This window comes from Myxococcus sp. CA056 (genome assembly GCF_013336715.1).
In the GTDB taxonomy this organism is placed as follows: domain Bacteria; phylum Myxococcota; class Myxococcia; order Myxococcales; family Myxococcaceae; genus Myxococcus; species Myxococcus llanfairpwllgwyngyllgogerychwyrndrobwllllantysiliogogogochensis.
In genome coordinates, this window is sequence record NZ_JABUMT010000004.1 from 519,025 (window position 1) to 542,344 (window position 23,320).

Consider the following 23,320-nt stretch of genomic DNA (forward strand, 5'->3'; position numbering starts at 1 on the left):
CGCTTCGACTCACTCCCCACTCAAGCCACGCATTCCCTGTGTGCTCGTCTGGCGCCTTTCAATCCAGTCATGTCAGATTATTCCGATGAAAATCCCCCTCCATCGTGTCGTCGTTCATCGAGCGTTCGCTCCAGGACTTCTCTGTGTCCTGGTGGGCCTGGGCTGTCAGGCAGGGGGCGACGACACCGCGCCGCCCGTGCGTGGACAGGCCGTGGTGGCTTCGCTGGACTCGCCATCCTCTCTGCCCACGAGCCACCATCAGATTGTCTTCAGCGCGAGCGGCCCCATTGACGGGATGCACTGCGTCGCCATCGACGAGCCCCAGGATTCGAATGGCTGGAGTGACAACTACCTGTGCTCGCCGACGGACCTCGGCTTCGTCTGGGTCCACGCCGACGAGTTGCCCCTGCCCCTCATGCGTTGCACTCCCGTGACGGAGCGCTCGGAGCCCGGGAGTTCGTGGGCCGAGAACTATCTGTGCATCCCTCACGAGTCTCCGCTCACCCTGACCTGGTCCAGCGCGGGGCCGTTGCTTGGCAAGGAGTGCGTCAGCTTCAACGAGCCCCAGGACCCTCACGGGTGGAGTGACAACTACCTCTGCCTGGAGGCGCCGCTGGTGATGCGCTTCAGCGCGTCGGGCCCCATTGAAGGGATGACCTGCACGCTGATGAACGAGCTGGCCGACCTCGCGGGAGGGTGGGGGGACAACCATCTCTGCACCAACAAGGACATCGGCCTGCGCTGGACCATGGACGGCACCTTGCCGGCCGGCGCCCGCTGCAACCCGATTGTCGAGAGCGCGGAGCCGGCGGAGACCACGTGGCACGACAACTTCCTGTGCGTGCCCGAGGAGGCGGAAGCGATGTTCGCCTTTTCGTCAGCGGGGCCGCTCCAGGGCCCGGACTGGCGCTGCACCCGGTTGCTGGAGACGGAGGACCCCCATACCTGGGACGACAACTACCTCTGCTACCGCGAGGTGCCGCTGGGGTTCCAGTTCTCCTCCGCTGGCCCCATCCAGGGCAAGGCGTGCACGGCCATCACGGAGACGACCGACGTGGCGGGCACGTGGAACGACAACTTCCTGTGCGCCGAGCGCGACGTGGGCCTGCGCTGGAGCGAGACCGGGGCGATTTCGGGCATGCGCTGCACGCGCATCCGCATGTCAGGGGAGACGGGGTGGGATGACAACTACCTCTGCGTGCCGCCGACCTCCGCCCTGAACTTCGTGTGGTCTCAGATGGGCCGCTACGCCAACAAGATCTCCGTGCCCTTCGCGGAGCCCGCGGATCCTCACGCCAACTGGATGGACGCGTACCTCTGCTACTAGCCGTCCCCTGAAATGAAACACCCCGCCTCCGCCCGGCGCTGTCGAGCACCGTGCGGGAGCGGGGTGGGGCGGCGGGCCCGAGTGAGGCGCGGGCCTCGAGGTCAGTAGGTGGAGCCCACCTTGCCGAAGCCGCGCAGCGCCTTCACCTTGGACTTCTTCGTGGCGGAGCGGACCTCCTCTTCGCTTCCGGCGCTCTCGTACTCGTCCAGCGTGGCCTGCTGCTCGGCCAGGTCCGAGGCCACCGCCGCCGGGCTCGCCACGGTGCTGGCCTCCTTGAACATCACCTGGTTCTGCTGGATGTAGCCCTTGGCCTCGTCGCGGCGGCCCTCGCGCAGGGCCTCGGCGGCCTTCTGGAGGTTCTGCGCGCTGCGCGCCCGCACCGCGTACACCGTGGCGTCCTTGTCCTGCCTCGCGACAACCTCTTCCTGCCGGTCCGTCACCACCGCGGACAGGGCGGCGCCGTTCTCCACGCCCACGTTGCGGATGAGGTCGGTGTAGTTGAGCGTCAGGTCCGTCACCCGCACCGTCTGGCCCACCGCGTCGCCCGTCGTCGACAGGCGCACGACGACGCGCTCCAACTGGCCGGCGGAGAAGTTCGGCAGCGAGACCATCACCTGGTTGCCGGACTGCCGCGCGTTGTAGCCCAGCACCTCGCCCAGCACCGTGCCCGAGGGCAGCGTGAAGGTCAGCGTCACGTCCCGCGCCACCGTGGTGGAGGCCTGCTGGAGGTCCTTCTGGAAGAGCGCGGCCAACTGGCCGGCGTCCTCCAGGTAGCCGTACGCACCGGCGCCGTACTCGGCGAAGCCCTGCATCAGGTCCTCGTTGAAGTCGGTGCCCACGCCAATGGCGCTCACCGTGATTCCCGTGGCGCGCAGCTCGCGCACCTGCCGCGTCAGGCCCTCGTCGTCGGTGATGCCCTCGGTGGGCTGGCCGTCGCTCAGGAGGATGAGCCGGTTGACGCCGAAGCCCTCCTGCGCGGTGGACAACTGGTAGCGGCCCGCGGACAGGCCCGCGGAGATGTTGGTGCCGCCGTCATCCCAGATGCCATCCACGTACTGGAGCATCCGCTCGCGCTGCGCGGGCGTGGCCGGCGCCGACGGAAGGCTCTTCACGTCCGAGCCGTAGTGGACGATGGCCAGCCGGTCCTCGTCCCGCAGCAGCCCCACCAGGTGCCGCGCGGCCTGCTTCGCCTGCGCCAGCTTGTAGCCGCTCATGGAGCCCGAGCGGTCGATGACCAGCGCCAGATTCACGGGGCGGCGCTTGGCGCCCGGGACCTCCGCGCCCGTCAGGTCCACCGTGGCGAAGACCTCCGAGCTGCCCGCGGGCACATACGGATGCGACAGGCGGCTCGTCATCGTCAGCGAGCCGGGCGTGCCTTGCACGGGGAGGGGAGGCGTCGGAGGCGGCGTCTTCACCTCGACGACGGGATCCGTCCTCGGGCGGGTCACCTGGGGCAGGCCCAGCACCAGGGCGGTGAGGGCCAGGCCACCGGCCAGGGACAGGAAGAGGACCGTTCGATTCATGAGGCAGGGCTCCTTGCGCGGACGACGCGGGCCCTGCCTTTACGAATCAAGCGCGGGAAAAGGTCTACCTCCCGCGCACGAAAGTGTCACCCACCCTGCGCGCTGATGTTCCCGGCGCAGAAGAAGGGCGAGTTGTTCTCGCCGAAGGTCCGTCGGTAGAAGTCCTCATCCGCGGAACGCAGCGCGTCGAGCGTGTCCTCGTCCAGCAGCAGCGAGCGGCAGGTCATCCGGCCCGGCAGGTCCGGATTCACGTCGGAGGTGTCCTTCACCTCGCACGCGTCGGAGCTGGCCCCGTCGATGCACGGCTTGCTGCAGTAACCCATCGCCGGCGCCGTCGGGTTCACCGCGCCATCCTCGGTGCGCGCGCGGGGGTAGTCCTGATCCCGCACACAGATGAGGTCCTCGCACTCGACGGAACCAAAGGAGATGAAGTCCTGGCGGTCCGCCACTTCACTCTCCAGCACCGGCATGGTCTTGGTCGGCGAGTTCTCCTCGGGCAGCGCCTTCCGGACCAGGGTGCACGGCTTGCCAATCTCGCTGCTGACCTTGCATCCCCCGAGCAACAGCGCGGTGGACACGAGGAAGGCGGCTCGCACGGACATCTTCATGAGACCTCGACAAGGGGGAGGGGGCACGGGGGGCCCACGACTAGCGCGCCCAGGGTAGCACAGCACCTCCGGGTGCCAACGCTCACACCCCGCGGTGTCCACTCTGGAATTGTTCAGGAATACCGGAGAGATACAGAGTAGACAGGCATGCGCTGGGCGGTTGCTGCTCGGGAATACGACCGATAGGATGGCGAAGCGAAGAGTCGCGCTGAACCCCCGGTGGAGTCTTTCCCCCCCTCCCCCACGGAGCCCCCGGTTTGAATCGCCACACGTTGCTGCTCGCGCTGTGCCTGGTGCCCGCCCTGGCACCTGCGCAGAGCCAGGAGGGCATGGGACTCGACCTCACGGAAGAGACCCAGCCCAAGTCCGAAGAATCACCCACGCCGCCACCGGCGGAGGAGGCCGCGCCCGCAGCGACCGCCACCCGACCCGTGGAGGAGGAGGCTCCTCCTCCCGAGGCCTTGCCGCCGCTGACCGACATCACCCAGGAAGACCGGGTGAAGAGCGTCCAGCGAAAGGTGTACCGGAAGCAGGGACGCTTCGAGCTGACGCCGCTCATCAGCGTCTCCGTCAATGATCCGTTCTATTCGAAGGTGGGTGTCTCCCTGCGGGGCGCCTACTACCTGGCGGACACCCTGGCCATCTCGGCGCGTGGCTCGCTGATGCAGGTGGTGCCGTCCGACGACGTGCGCACCGCCAAGCGCGCCTTCTACAGCAAGATCTACAACTCGGTGCCCGAGTGGTCCGCCATGGGCGACGTGGAGTGGAGCCCGCTGTACGGCAAGGTGGCCTTCCTCAACTCCATCCTGCACTTCGACGGCTATCTGCTGGCGGGCGCGGGCGTGGTGAAGACGGAGACCTCATCCTTGCCGGGCCGCGGGCTCAACCCCGCCGCGGACCTGGGCCTGGGCATGCGCTTCGTGGCCCAGGACTTCATCGCGGTGAACGTGGCGCTCATCAACACCTCCTATGTGGATCAGCCCCTGGGCAGCGCCAAGGGGGCCATCCAGAACGTCATGACCCTCAACGCCGGCATCTCGCTGTTCCTGCCCTTCCGTTCGACGGGGAGGGACGCGGAATGAAGCCCGTCTTCCGTTGGCTGTTGACCCTCTGTCTCGCCATGCCCGTGCTGGCGAACGCGCAGACCACCTCCGAGGAGGAGGAGGCCGGCGACGTGTCCGAGGTGGACAAGGACCGGCTCGGCCCCCTGCGTGAGCGGGTGCGGCCCGTGTCGGGCCACGTGTTCCTGAAGAAGGGGCGCTTCGAGTTCAGCCCGTCCGCGACGCTGTCGCTGCGCGACGCCTTCTTCACCAAGTACATCTTCGGTGGCGTGCTCACGTATCACCCCATGGAGACGCTCGGCATCAGCCTGCGGGCGGGCTACGCGGTGAACGCGGTCGCGGGCTCGGCGCAGATCTGCACCTTCTCCGACGGCACGGATGGCTCCACGCGCGGCTGTAAGTCGCCCGCGAAGAGTGAACTGGATGGTCAGGCTCCCGGGCAGCTCAAGCTGCTGGGCGGCGCGGACGTCCAGTGGGCGCCCATCTACGGCAAGCTGTCGCTCTTGGCCGAAAGCTTCATCCACTTCGACCTGTACGGCGTCGTGGGTGGCTCGGTCATCCAGTACCGGGGACCGGACCTGGATGACGCCACGGGCCTCTTGGCCAAGGACTACCTCACCCCCGGCGGCAACGTGGGCGTGGGGATGCGCTTCTTCTTCAACCGCTGGGTGACGCTGCGCACGGAGGTGCGCGACCTCATCTATGTGGAGAAGGGCCGCACCGACAACTATCTGCGCAACCAGCTGCTGTTCGAGCTGGGAGTGTCCTTCTTCTTCCCGTCGTCCAACCCTGGGTCATGATGCTGCGCTCCTTCAGGCTCATCCGCCTCGCCGTCCTCGGGCTCGCGCTCGTGTGGACGGCCCCTTCGTTCGCCCAGAACTTCGAGGGACTGGACCTGGGTGGTCAGTCCAAGTCCAAGAAGAAGAAGAAGGGTGCTTCAACCACCCGGTCCTCCAAGGCCTCCAAGTCGAAGAAGAAGCCGACGCGTGGCTCGCGGGGCAAGACGCCTCCCGCGCCCGTGGAAGACGACGCTCCGGCGGAGGCCACCGGTCCCATCGAGGCCACCCCGGCCGCGGTGACCAGCCCCACCGCTCCCTCCGAGGCGACGCCCGCTCCGGCGCCCACGCCCACCCCGCCCGCGGCTCCCGCGAACAGCGGCGGCTTCGGGCTGGACCTGACGCAGGAGACGCCCAAGACGCCCGCGCCCACCATGTCCTTCGACGCGGTGGATGTCTCCGGCAAGACGGCGGACCGCCAGCGGCTGGACATCACCGTCAGCCTCTTCAAGAACGACGAGTACGAGAAGGCCGCCATGTCGGCCCACGAGCTCCTCGCGGACCCGAAGCTCGCGGGCCTGCACACGGAGGCGCGCTACGTGCTGGCCAAGTCGCTCTACCGCATGGGCATGTACCACTCGTCGCTCGGTGAGTTCTCCAAGCTGCTCGCCCTGGGGCCCTCCACCAAGTTCTTCAAGACGAGCCTGGAGTGGCTGTTCTTCATCAGCCGCAAGACGAAGAACGAGACGGTCATCCTCGACGAGATTGCCCGTCACGCGAACCAGGAGTTCCCGGAGAAGTACCGCAACGAGTTCCGCTACCTGCTGGCGCGTTACCACTTCGTGCGCGGCCGCGCGCTGGACCAGGTGGGCCAGAACGCGGACGCGGACAAGAGCTTCGCGGAAGTGCAGCGGCTGACGTTGCTGATTCCCAAGACGGACGCGTTCTACCCGCGCGCGCGGTACCTGGACGGTCTGGCCTCGTTCCGCAACGGCAGCCGTCAGAAGGACGCGGCGGCCAAGCGTGGCAACGGGGAGATGCTGGCCTCGGTGGAGGCGATGAAGGAAGTGGTGCGCCTCACCCGCCCGGTGGCCGGCAAGTCCGCGGACCAGGTCAAGCTGGACAAGTCGCTGCGCGAGCTGGCGTTCATGCAGCTGGCCCGCACGCACTACGGCATGCAGCAGAACCGCTTCGCGCTGTTCTACCTGGGCAAGGTGGAGCGCGGGAACACGCAGTGGCTGGAGTCGCTCTTCGAGGCGAGCTGGGCCAACTACCGCGTGGGTCAGTTCGAGCAGGCGCTGGGCAACCTCATCACGCTCTCGTCGCCCTTCTTCCGCGAGGAGTACTTCCCGGAAGCGCTCATCCTCAAGGCGGTCATCTATTACGAGAACTGCCGCTACCGCGAGTCCAACATCATCCTCCAGGACTTCGAGCGCACGTACCTGCCGGTGCATGACCAGCTCGAGTCCCTGGTGAAGAAGAACATGGAAGCGGGCGAGTACTACTCGGTGCTCGCGGACGTGCAGAAGAAGAACAAGGACGGCCTGGAGAAGAACGAGACGGACGTCATCCTGGAGCGCATCCTCCGCCTGGCCCTCACGGACCAGGACCTGCGCAAGACGAACGACTCCATCCTCGAGCTGGAAGGGGAGATGGACGCGTTCGCCAGCCGGGGTGACACCTTCAAGTACTCCGAGCTCTCCAAGAGCCTGCTGGAGGAGCTGAAGGTCCACCGCACGGGCCTCATCTCCAAGGCGGGCATCATGGCCAAGGGCAAGCTGGAGACGGAGCTCGTCGCGCTCAAGCAGCTGCTCGCCAACGGCCTGCGCATCAAGTTCGAGACGACGACGAAGGAGAAGGAGTTCCTCGAGGACCAGCTCAAGGCGGGGGGCCGTACGTCCATCGTCAAGAAGTACAAGTTCTCGGTGGCCGTCTCCGACGACCAGCTCTACTGGCCGTACGAGGGTGAGTACTGGCGCGACGAGCTGGGCACGTACCAGTACACCCTGACCAAGGGCTGCATCGACCGCGACACGGCGAACCGGAACGTCCAGTCCGCCGAGGCGCTCTAGAAGAGAGCGTCAAATCGTCGCGGGGCGCGGAGTTGCCGCGCCTTTCAGACCGCCGGAGCGCTATCTTCCGCGCTCCGGCGGTTTTTCATTTCCAGCAAGGGAGCTACGGGTGAGCCGGACGGCGTCACTGCGCGTCGTCTTCGGAATCGTGTCGCTGGACCTCATCGGGTTCGGCATCCTGATTCCGCAGCTGGGCGTGTACGGAGTGAAGTTCGGAGCGTCGCCCTTCACGGTGGGGCTGCTCATCTCCGTCTATTCGCTGATGCAGCTGGTGGCGGCCCCCGTGCTCGGCCGGCTGAGTGACAGGTACGGCCGCCGGCCGGTGTTGCTGCTCAGTCAGGTGGGCTCGCTGTTGGGCTACGTGCTGTTCGCCCTGGCGCACTCGCTGCCGCTGCTCTTCCTGGCGCGCGTCATCGACGGCATCTCCGGCGGCAACATCGCCACCGCGCAGGCCGTCGTCGCGGACATCACCCGCCCGGAGGAGCGCGCGCGGGGCATGGGCGTCATCGGCGCGGCCTTCGGCCTGGGTTTCGTGCTGGGGCCCGCGCTGGGCGGTTTTCTGGGCGCATGGGGCGGCAACCTGGCCATTGGCCTGTTCGCGGCGGGGCTGGTGGCCGTCAATCTGGTCTGCACCTGGTTCTTCCTCCCGGAGTCCCGGGTGGAGGGGGGGCCGGAGGGCCATGTGCGCACCCTCAAGGGCGCCGTCCAGGCGCTGCGGTTGCCCGTCGTCGCGCGGTGCCTGGTGCTGATGCTGCTGTTCACCACCGCGTTCTCACAGATGGAGGGGACGTTCTCCGTCTACCTGCTCACGCGCTTTCTCTCCGTGGGGCCGGTGGCGCTGGAGGGGGGGCTGTTCCTCCACCCGGTGATGACGGACACGGCGGTGCTCCGCGAGGCGAGCCTGCGCGCGGGCTGGCTCTTCGCGGTGGTGGGCGTGCTCAGCGCGCTGGTGCAGGGTGGGGTGGTGCGCAGGCTGGTGGGAGGGGAGGGGGGCGGGGGCTCGGGGCGAGAGGCCCAGGTGGCCACGGCGGGCTTCGGGGTGACGGCGCTGGGCCTGGCGCTCCTCCCGGTGGCGCCCACGTACGGGTGGCTGTTTCCCGTCATGGGGCTGTTGGCGGTGGGCTCGGCCTTGACGAACCCCTGCCTGTCCGCGCTGGTATCACTGCATGCGCCCCCGCAACGACTCGGTGCGGCGCTGGGGGGCTTCCAGGCCGCGGGCTCGCTGGGGCGGATTCTGGGGCCGGCGCTGGGCGGGTGGCTCTTCACCCGCTTGGGGCCCGGGGTGCCGTACGGGACGGCGGCGGGAATGCTCGTGGTGGGGGCGTTGGTAGCGGCCAGCCTCGTGACTCAGGCGAGAATGGCAGGCGCGAGGGCCGGACAAAGGTCGTAAGATGGGGGCCATGGTGGTCAAACAGCCGCAGCCCGTGACGATTGCCTTCGACGTGATGGGGACGGACCATGGGCCAGCGGAGGTGGTGCGCGGAGCCGCGCAGCTCTCCCTGGACTCACCCCACATCCATGCGTTGCTGGTGGGGGACCGGACGCTCATCGACAACGCGCTCGCGGAGACGAAGCACAACGGCGAGCGCATCTCCGTCCAGCACGCGGCGGACTTCGTGGGCATGGACGAGAAACCCGGCGAGGCCCTGGCGCGCAAGCCCAACGCGTCGGTGGCGGTGGCCGCCAGGCTCGTCGCGGAGGGCGAGGCCCAGGCGCTGGTGTCCGCGGGCAACACGGGCGCGGGCGTGCTGGCGTGCGCGCGCCACTTCCAGCTCATCCCCGGCGTGCGCCGCGCGGCGCTGGCCACGGTGTATCCGACGCGCTCGGTGCGAGGCGCGAAGGAGGACCCGTTCTCCCTCATCCTCGACGTGGGGGCGACGGTGGAGGCCACGGCCGATGACCTGGTGACGTTCGCCGTCATGGGCTCGCAGTACGCGCGCATCATCTCCCGCAACGAGCGGCCCAAGGTGGCGCTGTTGTCCAACGGCGTCGAGCCGCAGAAGGGCCCGCCCCGGGTGGTGGAGGCGCACGCGCGGCTGTCGGAGATGAAGGACATCAACTTCATCGGCAACGTGGAGGGCATCGACATTCCCAAGGGCACCGCGGATGTCATCGTCACCGACGGCTTCACGGGCAACGTGTGCCTGAAGATGCTGGAGGGCGTGCACGAGACAGTCGTGGAGCTGGCCCAGTACGCCTACAAGGAGAGCCTGCGCTGGCGCGCGGGCCTGGCCATGCTGTCCAGCGGGATTCAGCGCATCAAGGACATCACCGACTGGAACCAGTACGGCGGTGCGCCCATCCTCGGGTTCGACCGCATCTTCATCAAGGCGCACGGGCGCTCGAAGGCGCGCGCCATCGCCAACGCGGGCAAGGTGGCCGCCAAGGTGGTGGCGAACAACCTGGGGAGCTCCATCCGGGAAGGTCTTCAGAAGTGAGTCTGCCGGACCGCATCGACCCGCGACCGCCGCGGCGCATCTACCGCTGGGATCTGGACAAGACGTACCTCCAGACGGACTTCGATTCGCTCAAGGACCTGCTGCGCACGGCCTTCCAGAAGGCGCACGAGAAGGTCGCCATCCCAGGCGCGAGCGCGCTCATCCGCGAGCTGTCGGAGAACGGCGACTCGCGGCTGTGCATCGTCTCCGGCAGCCCCAAGCAGATGCGCGCCGTGCTGGAGGAGAAGCTCAAGCTGGACGGCGTGCGCTGGGACGAGTTCGTCCTCAAGGACAACATCGGCAACCTCTTGCGCGGGCGCTTCCGCGCGCTGCGCGGGCAGGTGGGCTACAAGCTGCCGGCGATTCTGGAGAGCCGGGTGAAGGCGCCCGCGGAGGCCGAGGAGGTCCTCTTCGGTGACGACGCGGAGGCGGATGCGTTCATCTACTCGCTCTTCGCGGACCTGATTGCCGGCCGCGTGGACGAGCGCGTGTTGTCCCAGGTGCTGGAGGCGGGCGGTGTCTATCCGGACGACGCGGAGCGCGTGCGCGCGGCGTGGAAGCAGATTCCGGTGGCGGACCCGGTGCGGCGCATCTTCATCCACCTGGACAAGCTGACGCCGCCCGCGCACTTCACGGCGTACGGGCCTCGCGTCGTCCCCATCTTCAACTACTTCCAGGCCGCGCTGGTGCTGTTGGCGGACGGGCATCTGTCCGCGCCGCAGGTGCTGAAAATCGCGGTGGAGATGGTGCAGACGGCGGGGCACAACATCATCACCCTCTCCAACTCCTTCCAGGACCTGCTGCGCCGGGGCCTGCCGCTGCAGCAGGCGGCGGTGGCGCTGTCCCAGGCGCTGGAGGGGCCCAACAAGCTGCTCGCCGCGATGCGTCCGATGCCGGACATCCTCTCCGCGTTCAGCAAGCGGCTCGCGGCGCTGGGCACGCCGCCGCCCCCTCCGCCCGTGCAGGCGGTGGACTACGTCTCCCTCATCCACCACGCGCTTCCGCGAAACCACAAGGGCCGCACCAAGCCGTCTCCCTGAGCCCGCCAGGACAGGAACCGCGGCGCGCGCGCACCCCATGTGCGAGGGGTGCCCGAACTCAACGGGAGGGTGGCTGCCTGGTGTCCAGACGACCGACCAGGCGGGTGGGACGCGTCCGGGCCCGCCGGGGTGCTGCCCAGGCGGGCTGGTGCACGGTGCTTGGGCCGGTTCCAGAACGTTTCACGCGCTTCCAGTGTTGATACGGAACAGAGTCATCCGGGAGGGCGGGAGCCTGCCGCCGGCTGCCGGCCATGGGGTTGATACTCGTGGCGGACTCTTTTTCACCGCCTGGAGCGAGCCTGGAACAGGATGCCCTTCGACGCCTCCCCGAATGCACGGTCGAGCCCCTTGTTGCTGGAAAAGGGACGGGTGGGGTGGAAGCGCTCCACCTGTCCGGTGGACCCGCAGAAAGGGCGCTACTCCCTCCCAGGGCGGATGCGCTATAGACGGCTGCCCCTGAAGCGCCCCGTTTGGGGTGTCCATGGTGATGACGCGAGTTTTGACTGAAACGCCGCCTGCCGGCGGTCCGCTGCCACCTGCGCCCGATAAGACGCGCGCGAGGTTGCCTCATCCGAGGCGGCAGTGGGCTCCGAGCGCGGCGCTCAAGAGGTTTCCATGTCTTCCAATCTGGAGCTGACGACTGCCCCCTCGGAACAGGCGAGTGCCCCCGAGTCCGTGGCCGCCGAATCGGCCCTCCCCGAAGTTTCTTCCCACTCCGCTGTCTCCGCCGACGAAGCGCCCGAGCCCAGAAGCCAGATGAGCCCGCTCGAGGACGACGCCGACGACGAGTCCGATGACGACGACGAGGTCGACGCGCTCGACGGCGTCTTCGACGAGACGGGTCTGGCCGCCGCGGAGGTGCTCGCCGCCGCCGAGGCGCAGGACGCCGCCGAGGCCGCCGAGGACGAGGTGGAGCAGGTGCCCACCGTGCTCGAGCCGGAGCCCGAGCCGACTCCCTACGAGCGCGCGCTGCACGCCCCTCATGTCCGTTCCACGGGAGAGCCGGCGGAAATCGACCCGGACGAGCTGGACCCGGACGCCCTGAAGGTGGTTCTGCGGCTGCATCAGCACGGCCATCAGGCGTACCTGGTGGGCGGCTGCGTGCGCGATCTGCTGCTCGGCAAGAAGCCCAAGGACTTCGACGTCGCCACCAGTGCCCACCCGGGCGAGGTGCGCGCCATCTTCCGCAACTGCCGGCTCATCGGCCGTCGCTTCCGGCTGGCGCACGTCTACTTCAAGGGTGGGAAGATCATCGAGGTCTCCACCTTCCGGGCGAATCCGACGGAGCTGGAGGCCGCGGCGCCTTCCGCGCCGGAGGACGAGGGCGAGGCCGGGGGCGATGACCTGCTCATCACCCACGACAACGTCTTCGGCACCGCGCAGCAGGACGCGCGCCGCCGCGACTTCACCATCAACGGCCTGTTCTACGACGTGAGCGAGGGACGGGTCATCGACTACGTCCGCGGCCGTCGTGACTTGGACGAGCGGTTCATCCGCACCATCGGCGACCCGGAAGTGCGCATGCGCGAGGACCCGGTGCGAATCCTGCGCGCCGTGCGTTTCGCCGCGAAGCTGGACCTGGACATCGAGTCGCGCACGTACGCGGCCATGGAAGGCGCGGTGGAGGACCTGCCGCGCTGCGCTCCCGCGCGTCTGCTGGAGGAGACCTTCCGGCTCATCCGCGGCGGCGTGTCAGCACCGGCCCTGAAGCTGCTGGACGCGCTGGATGCGATGAAGTTCCTGCTGCCGCCGGTGAATGCGTACCTCAAGCAGCACGGCAAGGAAGGCGAGAAGACCTTCTACTCCTTCGCGCAGGCGCTGGACCGCCGGGTGGCCGCGGGTGAGCCGCTCGACGACGCCATCCTCCTGGCGGCGCTGCTGGTGCCCATCAGCCACTCGGGTCCGCCCGCCGAGCCGCAGGAGGGCGGTCGTCCTTCCGTGTCGCAGGTGGTGGAGGAGCTGCTCGCCGGCTTCGTCCAGTCGGCCCGGCTGCCCCGCCGCATCGCCGAGCGCTGCCGCATGCTGCTGCTCGCGCAGCGCACGCTGTCCGGCGAGCGCCGCCGCAAGAGCGCGGCCTTCCGGCGTCACCCTCTCTTCGGCGAGGCCCTCACCGTGTTCGAGATGACGGTGGAGGCGACCGGAGAGCACCGTGAGCAACTGGACGCGTGGAAGGCCGGTGAGGTGCCGCCTCCTCGCCCCGAGGCCTCCGACAGCGAGGGCTCCGAGCCCGGTGGCCAGCGCAAGCGTCGCCGCCGCCGCCGTCGTCGTCGTGCCGGGGGAGAGGGCTCCGCCTCGGCGGGTTCTTCATCCGGCTCCGGCGCCGGCGAGGCGTGAACCCGGCGCCCCCCGTGGAGGTGGAGGTCCCCCGGACACGTGTCTACGGGGGACTGGTGCTGGGCGTGGTGGCCGTGTCCTGGGCCGCGCCGCTCATCCGCTTCGCGGAGGCGCCTTCCCTGGCCATCTCCGCGTGGCGCCTCACCTTCGCCTCGGTGCCGCTGCTGGCGCTCGCGCTGGTGCGGGGCCGCTCGGAGCTGACGTCCCTGTCGGCGCGGACCTGGGGCTGGCTGGTGTTGTCCGGCCTGGCGCTGGCGCTGCACTTCGCGACCTGGATTGCGTCGCTCCAGTACACCACCGTGGCCAGCTCGGTGGCGCTCGTCACCACGCAGCCGGTGTGGGTGACGCTGTTCGCGTGGCTCGCCCTGGGGGAGCGCGTGGGCCCTCGTGGTATCGCGGCGCTCGTCCTGTGTCTCGCGGGCAGTGTCCTCATCGGCGCGCGGGACTTCGCGGCCGGAGGCACGGCGCTCTGGGGTGACCTGCTCGCGGTGGCCGGTGCCGTCATGGCGGGCGTGTACTTCGTCGTGGGCCGTCGCGTGCGCGAGTCGATGTCGCTGGGCACGTACGTGGGCATCGTCTACTCGGTCGCGGCGGTGGCGCTCATGGTGGCGCACGGCTTCGTCGACTCGCCGCTGACGGGCTTCACGCCGAGCACCTGGATGGTGCTGGTGGGACTGGCCCTGGTGCCGCAGCTCATCGGCCACTCGCTGCTCAACGCCTCCGTGCGTCACCTCTCCGCGCCCTTCGTGGCGGTGGCCTCGCTCGGTGAGCCCGTGCTCTCCACGCTGTGGGCCGTGCCGCTCCTGGGTGAGAAGCCCGACTGGGTGCAGCTCGTCGGTGGAGGACTGGCGCTGGTGGGCGTATTGGTCATGTCCCGGGACGAGGCCGCGCGTCAGCCGCCGCCGCCCGACATGGTTCCCGCCGCGGACTGAGCGCGCTCAGCGCTTGGGTTTGTCCTTGTCCACGGGGCGCTCGGAGCGGTGCTCGTCGCCACCCGGGGCGTCGCTGCCCGCGATGTCCGCGGTGGTGATGGCCTTGCTGCCGAAGCGCTCCGCGATTCTATCCAGCGCCGCGTTCAGCTTGGCCGTCCGGGGTGGCGCGGCGGGGAAGAGGCCGAGCTGGGGCGGCACCTCGTCGAGCTGCACGCTCACCCCGGTGAGGCGGACGGGCTTGCCCTCGTGTGAGCGCTCCAGCAGCTCCAGCGCGGTGCGATAGAGCGTCTGCCCGTCGTCCGTCGCCTCGCGCAGCGTGGTGCGGCGGGTGAGGAGCGTGAAGTCCGAAAGCTTCAGCTTGAGCTGCACCACGCGGCCCTTCACGCCCGCGCGTCGCAGGCGCCGGGCCACGCGCAGCGCCTGGGCATGCACGTGGGGCTTGAGGGTCTCCACGCCCGCGAGGTCCTCCTCGAAGGTGTCTTCGGCGCCCACGCTCTTGGCCGCGCGGTCCGGCACCACCTCGCGCATGTCGATGCCCTGCGACAGCTCCCACAGGTGCCGACCGCTGGTGCCCAGCCGCGCCTCCAGCCACTCCGGGTCCTTCGTCGCCACGTCGCCGATGGTCTTCAGCCCCGAGCGCTGGAGGGCCTCCTCCGTCTTCGGCCCCACGCCCCACAGGCGCGACACCGGCAGGCCCGCGAGGACCGCCACCGTCTCCTCCGCGCGGACCTCCCGCTGGCCGTTGGGCTTGGCCAGGTCCGAGGCGATCTTCGCCACGAACTTCACCGTGGCGATGCCCGCGGACGACGGCAGCTTCAGCTCGTCCGCGATGTCCTTGCGGATGCGCCGCGCGATATCCGCGGGCGAGCCGAACAGGCCCACCGAGGCCGTGACGTCCAGGAAGGCTTCATCCAGGGACAAGGGCTCGATGAGCGGGGTGTAGCGCTCGAAGATGGAGAAGACCTGCTCGCTGGCCTCCGCGTACGCGGGGAAGCGTGGCTTGACGATGATGGCATGGGGCGCGGCCTTCACCGCGCGCGCCATGGGCATGGCGCTGCGCACACCGAAGGGTCTCACTTCATAGGACGCGGCGACGACCACGCCTCGCTGGGCATGCCCGCCAACGATGACAGGTTTGCCCTTCAGGGCTGGGTTGTCCCGCTGCTCCACGGACGCATAGAAAGCGTCCATGTCCACGTGGATGATGGCTCGCATCGCACCAACCACTCTAGCGGCTCTGTCTGACGTTGCAGGGGCTCCAATTGGGCGTGGGCGCTACCGGCGCTCGCTGTCCAGCAAGCGCATCTGCTCGGGCCCATAGCGTCCACCGGAGACGGCCCCGAGCGAGTCGAGCGCGGCGACGTCCTCGCTCGTCAGGGGCCGATTCACGGCCCCCAGCGCGTCGTCGAGCTGCGCCACGTTCTTCACCCCGATGACCGGTACGAACCCGGGCTGTCGTGCGAGCACCCAGGCGATGGCGAGCTGTGCGGGCGACATCCGCCGCTCTTGCGCGAAGCGGTGGAGCGAACCCACCACGTCCTCGTTCTTCTCGCGATGCTCGCTGCTGAAGCGGGGCAGATGGGCGCGGAAGTCACCGGCGCCGGTGGGCTTGCTCCCCGTCAACAGGCCTCGGGAGAGGACGCCGTAGAGCGTCGCGCTGATGCCGAGCTCCCGGAGGGTAGGGAAGATGTTCGACTCGGGGCCCCGGCTCGCGAGGGAGTACTCGATTTGCAGGTCGGCGATGGGGTGGATGCGGTGCGCGCGGCGGAGGGTTTCTGCGCTGACCTCGGAGAGGCCGACATGGCGGACGTACCCCGCCTTCACCAGGTCTGACATCGCGCCGATGGTCTCCTCGATGGGGACGTTCGGGTCCAGCCGCGCGGGGCGGTAGATGTCGATGACGTCGACGCCCAGGCGCCTCAGCGAATACGTGGCGAAGTTCTTCACGGCGGCGGGGCGCAGGTCCATGCCGAGCCAGCTCCCATCCGGGCCCCGGAGCGCGCCGAACTTCACGGAGAGCTGGACCCGCTCGCGGCGCCCGGCGATGGCGCGTCCCACGAGCAGCTCGCTGTGGCCCATGCCATAGAAATCGCCCGTGTCGAGCAGCGTGACGCCGCGCTCAATGGCCGCGTGCACGGTGCGCAGGCTCTCATCGTCGTTGGTGGCGCCGTACATGCCGGACATGCCCATGCATCCCAGGCCGAGTGGGAAGACCTCGGGGCCCGTGGTGCCTGGCTTCACCGTGTGCCGCGTCTGCCTGGCTTCGTGCGTGCTCATCGCGTCTCCCTTTGTCGTGCCGACGCCACAAGAATTCGCGAATCGCCATCCTGGAATCCAATCAATAGGATGCATCCCGAACATGAACGCCATCTATGAGAAGTCGCTGGACCTCAACCTGCTGCGCGTCTTCGTCGTCGTGGCCGAGCTGGGCAGTGTCACCGCTGCTGCGGCGCGCCTCTATCTCACGCAGCCCGCGGTGAGCGCGGCGCTGAGGCGCCTGACGTCAGCGGTGGGCTCACCGCTGTTCGTCCGGGATGGGCGCGGACTCGTTTTGAGCGCGCGGGGGCGGCGACTGCTGGCCTCCGCGAGGCCACACCTGGAGGCCCTGGTGGAGGCCGCGCTGGCTCCCGCCGCGTTCGACCCACGGACGAGCGAGCGAACGGTGCGCCTTGGCCTCTCCGACGCGAGTGAGTCCTGGCTCCTGCCGCGCCTGCTCCACGTGCTCGCGAGTGAGGCCCCTCACCTGAAGCTCGTCGTGCTTCCGGTGCAGTTCCGCACCGTGGGAGGGTTGCTGAGCGCGTCGGCGGTGGACCTGGCGGTGACGGTGGCGGATGAGCTGCCTTCGGGCATGCGGCGACTGGAGCTGTTCACCGAGCACTTCACGTGTCTGCACGACGCGCGTCGGCTTCGCCTCGGGAAGACGCTCACACTGGAGCGCTACCTGGCGCAGGAGCACGTCATTGTCTCGTACAACGGAGACCTGCGCGGCGTGGTGGAAGATGTGCTCGGCCACCAGCGGCGGGTGAGGGTGTCGATTCCCACGTTCCATGGCCTGGGCGCCCTCCTGGAGAACAGCACGCTCGTCGCGACCGTGCCGGGGATGGTCGCTCGGGACGTGGTGGCGCTGCGCCCGTTCCTTCGTCCGTTGAAGCCGCCCTTCACGTTGAGAGGCGCTCCCATGGAGTTGCTCTGGCGGAGCGCGTCCGAGGACGACGAGGCCATCCGCTTCGTCCGCGAGCAGGTTGTCAGCGTGGTGCGGAGCCTGCGGCGCGCGTCGTGAGGGGTTTCTGGTATGACTCCGCGGCGCCTCATGTCTCCCTATCGCCTGGTCATCTTCGACTTCGACGGCACCTTGGCGGACTCCCTGCCGTGGTTCCGCTCCGTCTTCAACGACATGGCCGACCGCTTCGGCTTCTCACGGCTGACGCCGACGGAGTTCGAGGCGATGCGAGGCATGTCCGGACGCGAAATCATGGCGCACACGAAGGTGCCCATGTGGCGGCTGCCCGCCATCGTCAGCTACATGCGCAAGCAGAAGCTGTCCGCCGCCTCCTCCACTCCCTTGTTCCCGGGCGTGCCGGAGCTGCTCGCGGAGCTGAAGCACGCCGGCGTGACGGTGGCCATCATCAGCTCGGACAGCGAGGTGTCGGTGCGCTCGGTGCTGGGCCCCGTCGTCGAATCGGTGACGCACTTCGACTGTGGCGCCGCCATCTTCGGAAAGGCCGCGAAGTTCCGACGCATGCTCAAGCGCGCCGGGGTGACGACGGCCGAGGCCCTGTCGGTGGGCGACGAGATTCGCGATATCGAGGCGGCGCGAGAGGCTCGCATCCCCGCCGCCGCCGTGGGATGGGGCTACACGCTGGCGGACGCACTGGCGCGCCATGCTCCCGCGCACCTGTTCCACTCCGTGGCGGAGCTGAAGGCGGCGCTGCTGCCCTGAGCACCCAGGCGCCTCGGTGTGACGCGCCTGGGCGTCCGTCGACCGGGGCCTCGGGCGCGAATGGGAGGCCCTGGAGCCCGACCCATTCGCGGTGATTCCGAGTGCCCGTCGTGTCAGCTGCGCTGCGCGTAGTACTCGACGATGAACGGCTCGTTCACGTCGACGGGAATCTCTTCCCGCTCCGGGGTGCGCACGAAGCGCAGGCCCTCTCCGTCACCGAGCACCTGCACGTACGGCGGCACGGAGCGCCCCTTCATCCGCTCGAAGGACTCGCGGACGATGAGCAGCTTCAGGTGGGCGGGGAGGTAGCGAATCTCGCTGCCCGGCTTGACGCGGAAGCTGGGGATGTCCGTCGCGGCGCCATTCACCTGGAAGTACCCGTGGCGGACGAACTGGCGCGCCTGGCGGATGCTCGTGGCCAGCCCCGCGCGCAACACCAGCGCGTCCAGGCGGCTCTCCAGCAACTGCAACAACACCGTGCCCGTGTTGCCCGGCGAGCGACGCGCTTCCATGAACGCGCGGCGGCACTGCTTCTCCAGCAGGCCGTAGTACAGCTTCAGCTTCTGCTTCTCCCTTAGCCGCCGGGAGAAGTCGCTGTTGCCCATGCGCGCCGTGGCGCCGTGCTGGCCGGGCGGATAGGGACGCCGCAGCACCGGGTCCTTGTCCGGGTCCTTCGCGGTGATTCGCGAGAGCGGAATCCCCAGTCGCCGGCACATCTTGCCCCTCGGTCCCAGATCACGTGCCACGTCTCGTCCCTCCGTATCCGGCTCGATGCTGTTGAGCTCAGTTGATTTTGATAATCAGTATCAATATCAAGATCAGTACCGTGAATACGGGCCTCGGGTCAAGCCCCACCGTGCGAGTTGGGGGTGAGGGGCGCTCACGGACGGTGTCGTCCGGGCATCGCGGGTGAGGGGGACCCCGGGGTCCGCGAGGCCCGGAAGCAGGTCCACGCGTGCGCGGGTGGAGGACGCGACGAGGCGCGACTTCGGGCGTCGGCGCGGGCTGTCGCGGGGCATCAGGTGATGGCTTGCGAGATGCCAGCCGGGTGCAAACCCAGCCATGGTGCGTCAACCGACCAGGGGCATGTGAGTTGCTGGGGCGTGGGGTCCGAGCTGACAGCTTTCAGCCGACTCGAAGGACGCGCGGGCTCCCGGTTCTTTCCCTTGCACGAAGTGAGTGGTCAAATGAGACACCCGCGGCTTCTCGGAGCCTGGGAGATGAGAGGCGACGCTGGCAAATTATGACGCCGGTGCGTTGCATTCTGCGCCGACGGTCTTGTGCTGTGAGTCGTTGAGGGAGGGCAGTAGAGTCCTCGTTCTCCTTTCATCGGAGTCTCCCCCTCTATGACTGTCTTCAAGAATATTGCCTTTGCGTGTGCCGCCGTGTCTCTCGCCGCCTGTGGTGGTGGTGTTCCCGAGGGCACCGCTCCGCAGGAGACCTTGGACGAGCAGCAGGCCGCGCTGACGACCAGCTCCTTCGGGGGGTGTTCGTTCACCATCTCCTCGGCCGTGATTCCCGTGGAGCTTCCTCCTCGCTATGCCATCACCCTGACGCGCAATGCCTCGGGGACGTGTCCGTATCCCGCGGGCAGCGTGGAGTTGGGTCGCTCCTACAGCACGCCGCACATCGCCGTGCTGGGGACGGGCGTGGGGCTGGCGACGGCCTTCTCGACGAAGCATTCCCCGAGCGGTAGCGCCAACACGCAGTGCAGGGTCAGCCACATCGATCCGGCCACGCTCGCGAAGGTGCGGGACGATACCATCGTGGTGAACTTCGGCGCGGGCAATGTCCCTGTCTGCAACCTGGACAAGACCGATGCTGGCGCCACGCTGGTCGCCTACGGCACGAAGACGGGCCCGCTCCCGGGCGAGACGGGGAGCGGCAGCAACTACGTGGCCACGTATTACAACTACTTCACCAGCACCACGCCGCCTGTCTATTACGCCTACTGAGATGGCGCGCGGCCCGCGGAGTTACTCCTCCGCGGGCCGTCGGTTTCCTCTCAGCGGTCCGGTGTCCCGAGCACTCCGGCTCAGGGGCAGGTGCCGCTCTTGTCGAACACGGCCGTGAAGGAAGCGCCGTTGTTGTAGACCTGCGGCTTCTTCATCCGGTAGCCCTGCGCCGACTCTTTCCCGTGGAGCGTCGGGTACTGTGACATGGCGCCGTCCACGTAGACATGGGGCACGCAGCCGCTGGCGTTGTTGGCGGTGAACGCGAAGCGCGGTGGATTGTGTGTCGGGTCCGCGACGAGGTTCTCCACGTGCAGCCCCTGGCCCGGTAGGGCAGCCACTTCCGCCACCGCCCGCGCTTCCAACAGTCCATGCCGCATGCTCTGGCTGAAGTGGTAGGCTTCACGCGCCGTATCGACCTCAAGCCAGGAGATTGTCGATGAAGCCGAGCTTCATTGTCGGAGGACTGTGGGCCCTGTGCGTGCTGGTGGGCTGTGGTGGCGCGGAACAGGAGCCTTCCGAGCAGACGGTGTCGGAGCAGGCCGTGACGTGCCAGCAGGCCTGTCAGTCCGAGTACCTTGCCTGCATGCGGGAGAACGCCGGAAGCGGCCCGGGCAAGGCGCTGTGTGCCCAATCCCTTACGTGGTGTCGCGCGGCTTGTCCCCCGGCGCTTGGGGCCGAGGCGACGGTGTCCGAGAAGCCCGCTCACCTGCTGCCGCCATGCGCGTCGTATGAAAGCTTTATGTGCTCGGGGGCCTCCAGCGAGGTCGTCTGCTACCACGACAACGGGCAGTTGGGTGGCTGTACCTGCTCAGAAGAACTCATCTGGAGTTGCTACTGAGGGGCTCGCCTCTCTTCAGCCCGTGGGGCGGAGCACGCCACTGTCGTTGGCGTCCTCCTCCTCATGGAACCCGATGAAGCAGTTCGCGATGACCTGAAGCAGCTCGCGGTCCGCGAGAGGATGACAACGGGCGGCGAGCCAGCCGTCTTTCGTCCGGGCCACCCGGGCAAGAATCGGCTCGGGCGGGATGCGCCCGTGTCTCAAGCGCGTCATCGCGAAGGTGATGGGCGAGTAGCGCCGGGCCGGAGAGAAGCGGCGGGTCCTCTCGATGACAGTTCCCACGAGATGCGAGGCCCGGTGGGCGCGGCGCGCTCCGACTTTCTGTTTGGATTCGACTCCCACCCCTGGGAGTTCCCATGCGAACGTGTCGTGCAGCCGAGTCTGCCGTCGCCGGAGTCTTGCTCGTCGTCTCCACCTTGTTCCTGGGCTGCACGGGAGGGGAGGCTGACGAGCCTCCCGAGCCGCTCGACGGCGTCGTCCTGGCGCGACAGGGACAGGGGTTGGTGGACGGCAGCAACATCACCGAGTACGCCGCATCGTGTCGCGCGGAGTTGGGGCGGCTGACGGACGCCACGTTCAACTGCCGGGACGGGACGCTGCTGCACACCACCAACACGCCCGACGGCATGACCTGTGACAAGCCGGTGTGGCTGGACCTTGGCGGCAAGTACTGCGTCGACAATGCACGCCTCTTGAAGCTCAAGACGAGCAACCCGAACACGGAGGCGCGAGTCATCTGCCGCCGCTACAAGGCGGGGCTGGACACGTCGGAGAGCTTTCAGGATGTCGCCATCGTCGTCGCCAACAAGACGTCGGGGGCGACATGCTACTTCCAGGCCTTGAGCGGCAGCGGCGCGGACCTCAATGGCAAGAATGTGCCCAATCCGATGGCGGACCCCGCTTCCGCGGATGCGGCGGAGCGCGCCGCCGCCACGGCTGCCAGGGCGTTCTACATCAGCCCTCAACGGCTCCGGGACAACTCCAGCCTGCACTGCTCCAAGTGCCATGACAGTGACCCCTGGATGCACTCGCCCTACATCGACCAGGTGGCGGCGACCGCGGATGGGTTGCCCGCGGGATTCAAGAAGGGGAAGTACAAGCTCGTCGAGGAGGCCTATCTCACGAACGCAGGGCGTGGGTGGCCCAAGCCGGAGACGGTCACCACCGCTCAAGTGAAGGACGGTGATGGGAATGTCGGCAATCAGGAGTGCACCACCTGTCACCGCATCGGCACCAAGAACACGTGCGCGGACTGGTTCCCCAGGTCCGTCGACAAGGCCGCCATCCCTGGACGCAACGCGGCGAACGGCGTGTGGCCGAAGAGCCACTGGATGCCGGAAGTGCTTCCCGCCACGAAGGCCGAGTTCCATACGCTCTATGACAACCACATCAAGGCGATCGAGTGCTGCTGCACCACGCCGTGGAAGCTGGGCTGCACCACCTTCACCGACCTGACGGACCTGACCAAGAAGCGTCAAGGAACAGGCGCGGTGGATTTCAAGCCCGGTGCGCAGAAGTGTGTGGATGGCACGACGGGGGTGGTGGCGCTCGGCGTCAGCATCGCTCCCATTGTTGTCGCGGCGCGAGGCTCCGGAGAGAACTCCTGCAGCTCACCCCTCACGGCGCCGCTCTGTGCGAGCTTCACCATCGAGCGCACCGATTTGGAAGGCACCACCACCACGCTCACCGAAGGGCCCAACGGCGCCCCGTTGATGGCCTGCGCCAGTCATCCCCAGTCGCCCTATCCAGGGCCTCACGAGTCATTCCTCCCTCTGGAGCCAGGCGACCTGGTGACGCTCTCCACGCCGCAGCGGTATGCCTTCGCGGACAACCATGACCTGCTCGAGTTCGTGGGGTGGCAGGTTTCGGAAAACTGCCCCTGTGCGAATGGTGGCAGCACGACGTGTCAGTTCCGCACTCGCGGCAGCCGCCACTGGTACGGAACGGATCCCGAATTGCCAGAGGTGACGTACGAGGGCGACCCGGAGGGCTTTCATTGCCAGGCGCTCTACCAGCGCACGGAGGTCTGTCGAACTCCCGACGCGGGCGTGGATGCCGGCACGGACGCGGGCGTGGATGCCGGATACGACGGGGGCCCAGGTGACGCGGGTTGGGATGGCGGCGTGCTCGACGCGGGAATCGCTGACGCGAGTGTCGACGCGGGAGTGGCCGACGCGGGAATCACTGACGCGGGGGTGAAGCGCTGTGATGGCGGAGTGAGCGTCCGTGTTCCTGTCGGCGAGGGCGGCCCCACTCCCGTCGAGGACTGCGAGGTGACCGAGCAACCCGAGGAGCCCGAGGAGCCTTGAGCCAGGGCCTGTCTGAATGAGCCCACGGGCCGGTGCGCACGCCGCATGGCACCGGTCCGATGGTCCTTGGGGGGCCTCGTTGGACCTCGTCTGGAGTCCCCTACCGAGGGGACTGCGCCAGTCGCCCTGAACCGCGACGCCCTCCAGCGTCCCGTGATGCCTCACGG

The 23,320-nt window shown here is 68.2% G+C and carries 21 protein-coding genes; 14 read left to right on the forward strand and 7 right to left on the reverse strand.

Annotated features, from left to right (window positions below; translation table 11 throughout):
- Positions 1-85: 85 nt before the first annotated feature.
- A complete protein-coding gene (locus HUA76_RS20510) occupies positions 86-1,327 on the forward strand; it encodes a hypothetical protein (RefSeq protein ID WP_174461836.1) in 1,242 nt (413 codons plus the stop codon).
- Positions 1,328-1,428: 101 nt separating this feature from the next.
- On the opposite strand, the gene HUA76_RS20515 is transcribed toward HUA76_RS20510, so the two are convergent.
- Both HUA76_RS20515 and cglC read right to left on the reverse strand, forming a co-directional pair.
- Complete coding sequence (locus HUA76_RS20515; protein WP_174461837.1) at positions 1,429-2,850, reverse strand: VWA domain-containing protein; 1,422 nt, start codon at positions 2,848-2,850, stop codon at positions 1,429-1,431.
- 86 nt (positions 2,851-2,936) lie between these two features.
- The gene (gene cglC, locus HUA76_RS20520) at positions 2,937-3,458 is read right to left on the reverse strand and encodes an adventurous gliding motility lipoprotein CglC (RefSeq protein ID WP_174457139.1); all 522 of its coding nucleotides are present in this window, start codon (positions 3,456-3,458) and stop codon (positions 2,937-2,939) included.
- Positions 3,459-3,715: 257 nt separating this feature from the next.
- Between cglC and HUA76_RS20525 the strand changes: the two genes are divergently transcribed.
- The 8 genes from HUA76_RS20525 (at position 3,716) to HUA76_RS20560 (ending at position 14,111) form a co-directional block, all read left to right on the forward strand.
- Positions 3,716-4,540 carry an outer membrane beta-barrel domain-containing protein gene (locus tag HUA76_RS20525; RefSeq protein WP_141649328.1) on the forward strand — a complete coding sequence of 275 codons (825 nt, stop codon included), beginning with the start codon at positions 3,716-3,718 and terminating at the stop codon, positions 4,538-4,540.
- Positions 4,537-5,319 carry an outer membrane beta-barrel domain-containing protein gene (locus HUA76_RS20530; RefSeq protein ID WP_174457138.1) on the forward strand — a complete coding sequence of 261 codons (783 nt, stop codon included), beginning with the start codon at positions 4,537-4,539 and terminating at the stop codon, positions 5,317-5,319. The genes HUA76_RS20525 and HUA76_RS20530 overlap by 4 nt, the downstream gene beginning before the upstream one ends.
- Positions 5,319-7,367, forward strand: a complete 2,049-nt coding sequence (gene gltC / locus HUA76_RS20535) for an adventurous gliding motility protein GltC (RefSeq protein ID WP_174462008.1) — start codon at positions 5,319-5,321, stop codon at positions 7,365-7,367. Before HUA76_RS20530 ends, gltC begins: the two co-directional genes overlap by 1 nt.
- A gap of 109 nt (positions 7,368-7,476) precedes the next feature.
- On the forward strand, positions 7,477-8,757 hold the full coding sequence (locus HUA76_RS20540) for an MFS transporter (RefSeq protein ID WP_174457137.1): 1,281 nt from the start codon (positions 7,477-7,479) through the stop codon (positions 8,755-8,757).
- A 1-nt stretch (position 8,758) separates the two neighbouring features.
- Positions 8,759-9,805 (forward strand): phosphate acyltransferase PlsX, encoded by a 1,047-nt coding sequence (gene plsX / locus HUA76_RS20545; RefSeq protein ID WP_371745607.1) that lies wholly within the window; start codon positions 8,759-8,761, stop codon positions 9,803-9,805.
- Positions 9,802-10,845: a phosphatase domain-containing protein gene (locus HUA76_RS20550; protein ID WP_141644869.1), complete on the forward strand. Its 1,044-nt coding sequence runs from the start codon at positions 9,802-9,804 to the stop codon at positions 10,843-10,845. Before plsX ends, HUA76_RS20550 begins: the two co-directional genes overlap by 4 nt.
- 615 nt (positions 10,846-11,460) lie before the next feature.
- Complete coding sequence (gene pcnB / locus HUA76_RS20555) at positions 11,461-13,179, forward strand: polynucleotide adenylyltransferase PcnB (protein ID WP_174457136.1); 1,719 nt, start codon at positions 11,461-11,463, stop codon at positions 13,177-13,179.
- On the forward strand, positions 13,176-14,111 hold the full coding sequence (locus HUA76_RS20560) for a DMT family transporter (protein ID WP_174461838.1): 936 nt from the start codon (positions 13,176-13,178) through the stop codon (positions 14,109-14,111). Before pcnB ends, HUA76_RS20560 begins: the two co-directional genes overlap by 4 nt.
- Positions 14,112-14,117: 6 nt before the next feature.
- On the opposite strand, the gene HUA76_RS20565 is transcribed toward HUA76_RS20560, so the two are convergent.
- Complete coding sequence (locus tag HUA76_RS20565; RefSeq protein ID WP_174461839.1) at positions 14,118-15,326, reverse strand: DNA polymerase IV; 1,209 nt, start codon at positions 15,324-15,326, stop codon at positions 14,118-14,120.
- Positions 15,327-15,386: 60 nt separating this feature from the next.
- Complete coding sequence (locus HUA76_RS20570; protein WP_174461840.1) at positions 15,387-16,388, reverse strand: aldo/keto reductase; 1,002 nt, start codon at positions 16,386-16,388, stop codon at positions 15,387-15,389.
- 82 nt (positions 16,389-16,470) lie between these two features.
- Here HUA76_RS20570 and HUA76_RS20575 point away from each other — a divergent pair, with 82 nt between their 5' ends.
- Complete coding sequence (locus HUA76_RS20575; protein ID WP_174457132.1) at positions 16,471-17,391, forward strand: LysR family transcriptional regulator; 921 nt, start codon at positions 16,471-16,473, stop codon at positions 17,389-17,391.
- Between the two features lie 30 nt (positions 17,392-17,421).
- Positions 17,422-18,051: an HAD-IA family hydrolase gene (locus HUA76_RS20580; protein ID WP_174461841.1), complete on the forward strand. Its 630-nt coding sequence runs from the start codon at positions 17,422-17,424 to the stop codon at positions 18,049-18,051.
- 113 nt (positions 18,052-18,164) lie between these two features.
- Here HUA76_RS20580 and rpsD read toward each other — a convergent pair whose 3' ends face one another.
- Complete coding sequence (rpsD, locus tag HUA76_RS20585; protein ID WP_141644875.1) at positions 18,165-18,797, reverse strand: 30S ribosomal protein S4; 633 nt, start codon at positions 18,795-18,797, stop codon at positions 18,165-18,167.
- A gap of 600 nt (positions 18,798-19,397) precedes the next feature.
- Between rpsD and HUA76_RS20590 the strand changes: the two genes are divergently transcribed.
- Complete coding sequence (locus HUA76_RS20590) at positions 19,398-20,006, forward strand: hypothetical protein (protein ID WP_174461842.1); 609 nt, start codon at positions 19,398-19,400, stop codon at positions 20,004-20,006.
- 80 nt (positions 20,007-20,086) lie between these two features.
- On the opposite strand, the gene HUA76_RS20595 is transcribed toward HUA76_RS20590, so the two are convergent.
- Positions 20,087-20,383, reverse strand: coding sequence for a hypothetical protein (locus tag HUA76_RS20595; RefSeq protein WP_174461843.1), 297 nt, complete (start codon positions 20,381-20,383; stop codon positions 20,087-20,089).
- Positions 20,384-20,442: 59 nt separating this feature from the next.
- Between HUA76_RS20595 and HUA76_RS20600 the strand changes: the two genes are divergently transcribed.
- The gene (locus HUA76_RS20600) at positions 20,443-20,844 is read left to right on the forward strand and encodes a hypothetical protein (RefSeq protein ID WP_174461844.1); all 402 of its coding nucleotides are present in this window, start codon (positions 20,443-20,445) and stop codon (positions 20,842-20,844) included.
- A gap of 15 nt (positions 20,845-20,859) precedes the next feature.
- On the opposite strand, the gene HUA76_RS20605 is transcribed toward HUA76_RS20600, so the two are convergent.
- Positions 20,860-21,126, reverse strand: coding sequence for a hypothetical protein (locus tag HUA76_RS20605; RefSeq protein ID WP_174461845.1), 267 nt, complete (start codon positions 21,124-21,126; stop codon positions 20,860-20,862).
- Positions 21,127-21,200: 74 nt separating this feature from the next.
- Between HUA76_RS20605 and HUA76_RS20610 the strand changes: the two genes are divergently transcribed.
- Positions 21,201-23,153 carry a hypothetical protein gene (locus HUA76_RS20610; RefSeq protein ID WP_174461846.1) on the forward strand — a complete coding sequence of 651 codons (1,953 nt, stop codon included), beginning with the start codon at positions 21,201-21,203 and terminating at the stop codon, positions 23,151-23,153.
- Positions 23,154-23,320: the final 167 nt, after the last annotated feature.

What these genes read in the sequence shown, in the direction of transcription:
- HUA76_RS20580 (WP_174461841.1), top strand. Translation starts at nt 17,422, where the DNA reads ATGTCTCCCTATCGCCTGGTCATCTTCGACTTCGACGGCACCTTGGCG.
- cglC (WP_174457139.1), bottom strand. Translation starts at nt 3,458, where the DNA reads ATGAAGATGTCCGTGCGAGCCGCCTTCCTCGTGTCCACCGCGCTGTTG.
- plsX (WP_371745607.1), top strand. Translation starts at nt 8,759, where the DNA reads ATGGGGGCCATGGTGGTCAAACAGCCGCAGCCCGTGACGATTGCCTTC.
- HUA76_RS20590 (WP_174461842.1), top strand. Translation starts at nt 19,398, where the DNA reads ATGACTGTCTTCAAGAATATTGCCTTTGCGTGTGCCGCCGTGTCTCTC.
- pcnB (WP_174457136.1), top strand. Translation starts at nt 11,461, where the DNA reads ATGTCTTCCAATCTGGAGCTGACGACTGCCCCCTCGGAACAGGCGAGT.
- HUA76_RS20510 (WP_174461836.1), top strand. Translation starts at nt 86, where the DNA reads ATGAAAATCCCCCTCCATCGTGTCGTCGTTCATCGAGCGTTCGCTCCA.
- HUA76_RS20610 (WP_174461846.1), top strand. Translation starts at nt 21,201, where the DNA reads ATGCGAACGTGTCGTGCAGCCGAGTCTGCCGTCGCCGGAGTCTTGCTC.
- HUA76_RS20570 (WP_174461840.1), bottom strand. Translation starts at nt 16,388, where the DNA reads ATGAGCACGCACGAAGCCAGGCAGACGCGGCACACGGTGAAGCCAGGC.
- HUA76_RS20600 (WP_174461844.1), top strand. Translation starts at nt 20,443, where the DNA reads ATGAAGCCGAGCTTCATTGTCGGAGGACTGTGGGCCCTGTGCGTGCTG.
- gltC (WP_174462008.1), top strand. Translation starts at nt 5,319, where the DNA reads ATGCTGCGCTCCTTCAGGCTCATCCGCCTCGCCGTCCTCGGGCTCGCG.
- HUA76_RS20595 (WP_174461843.1), bottom strand. Translation starts at nt 20,383, where the DNA reads ATGCGGCATGGACTGTTGGAAGCGCGGGCGGTGGCGGAAGTGGCTGCC.
- HUA76_RS20575 (WP_174457132.1), top strand. Translation starts at nt 16,471, where the DNA reads ATGAACGCCATCTATGAGAAGTCGCTGGACCTCAACCTGCTGCGCGTC.
- HUA76_RS20530 (WP_174457138.1), top strand. Translation starts at nt 4,537, where the DNA reads ATGAAGCCCGTCTTCCGTTGGCTGTTGACCCTCTGTCTCGCCATGCCC.
- HUA76_RS20565 (WP_174461839.1), bottom strand. Translation starts at nt 15,326, where the DNA reads ATGCGAGCCATCATCCACGTGGACATGGACGCTTTCTATGCGTCCGTG.
- HUA76_RS20515 (WP_174461837.1), bottom strand. Translation starts at nt 2,850, where the DNA reads ATGAATCGAACGGTCCTCTTCCTGTCCCTGGCCGGTGGCCTGGCCCTC.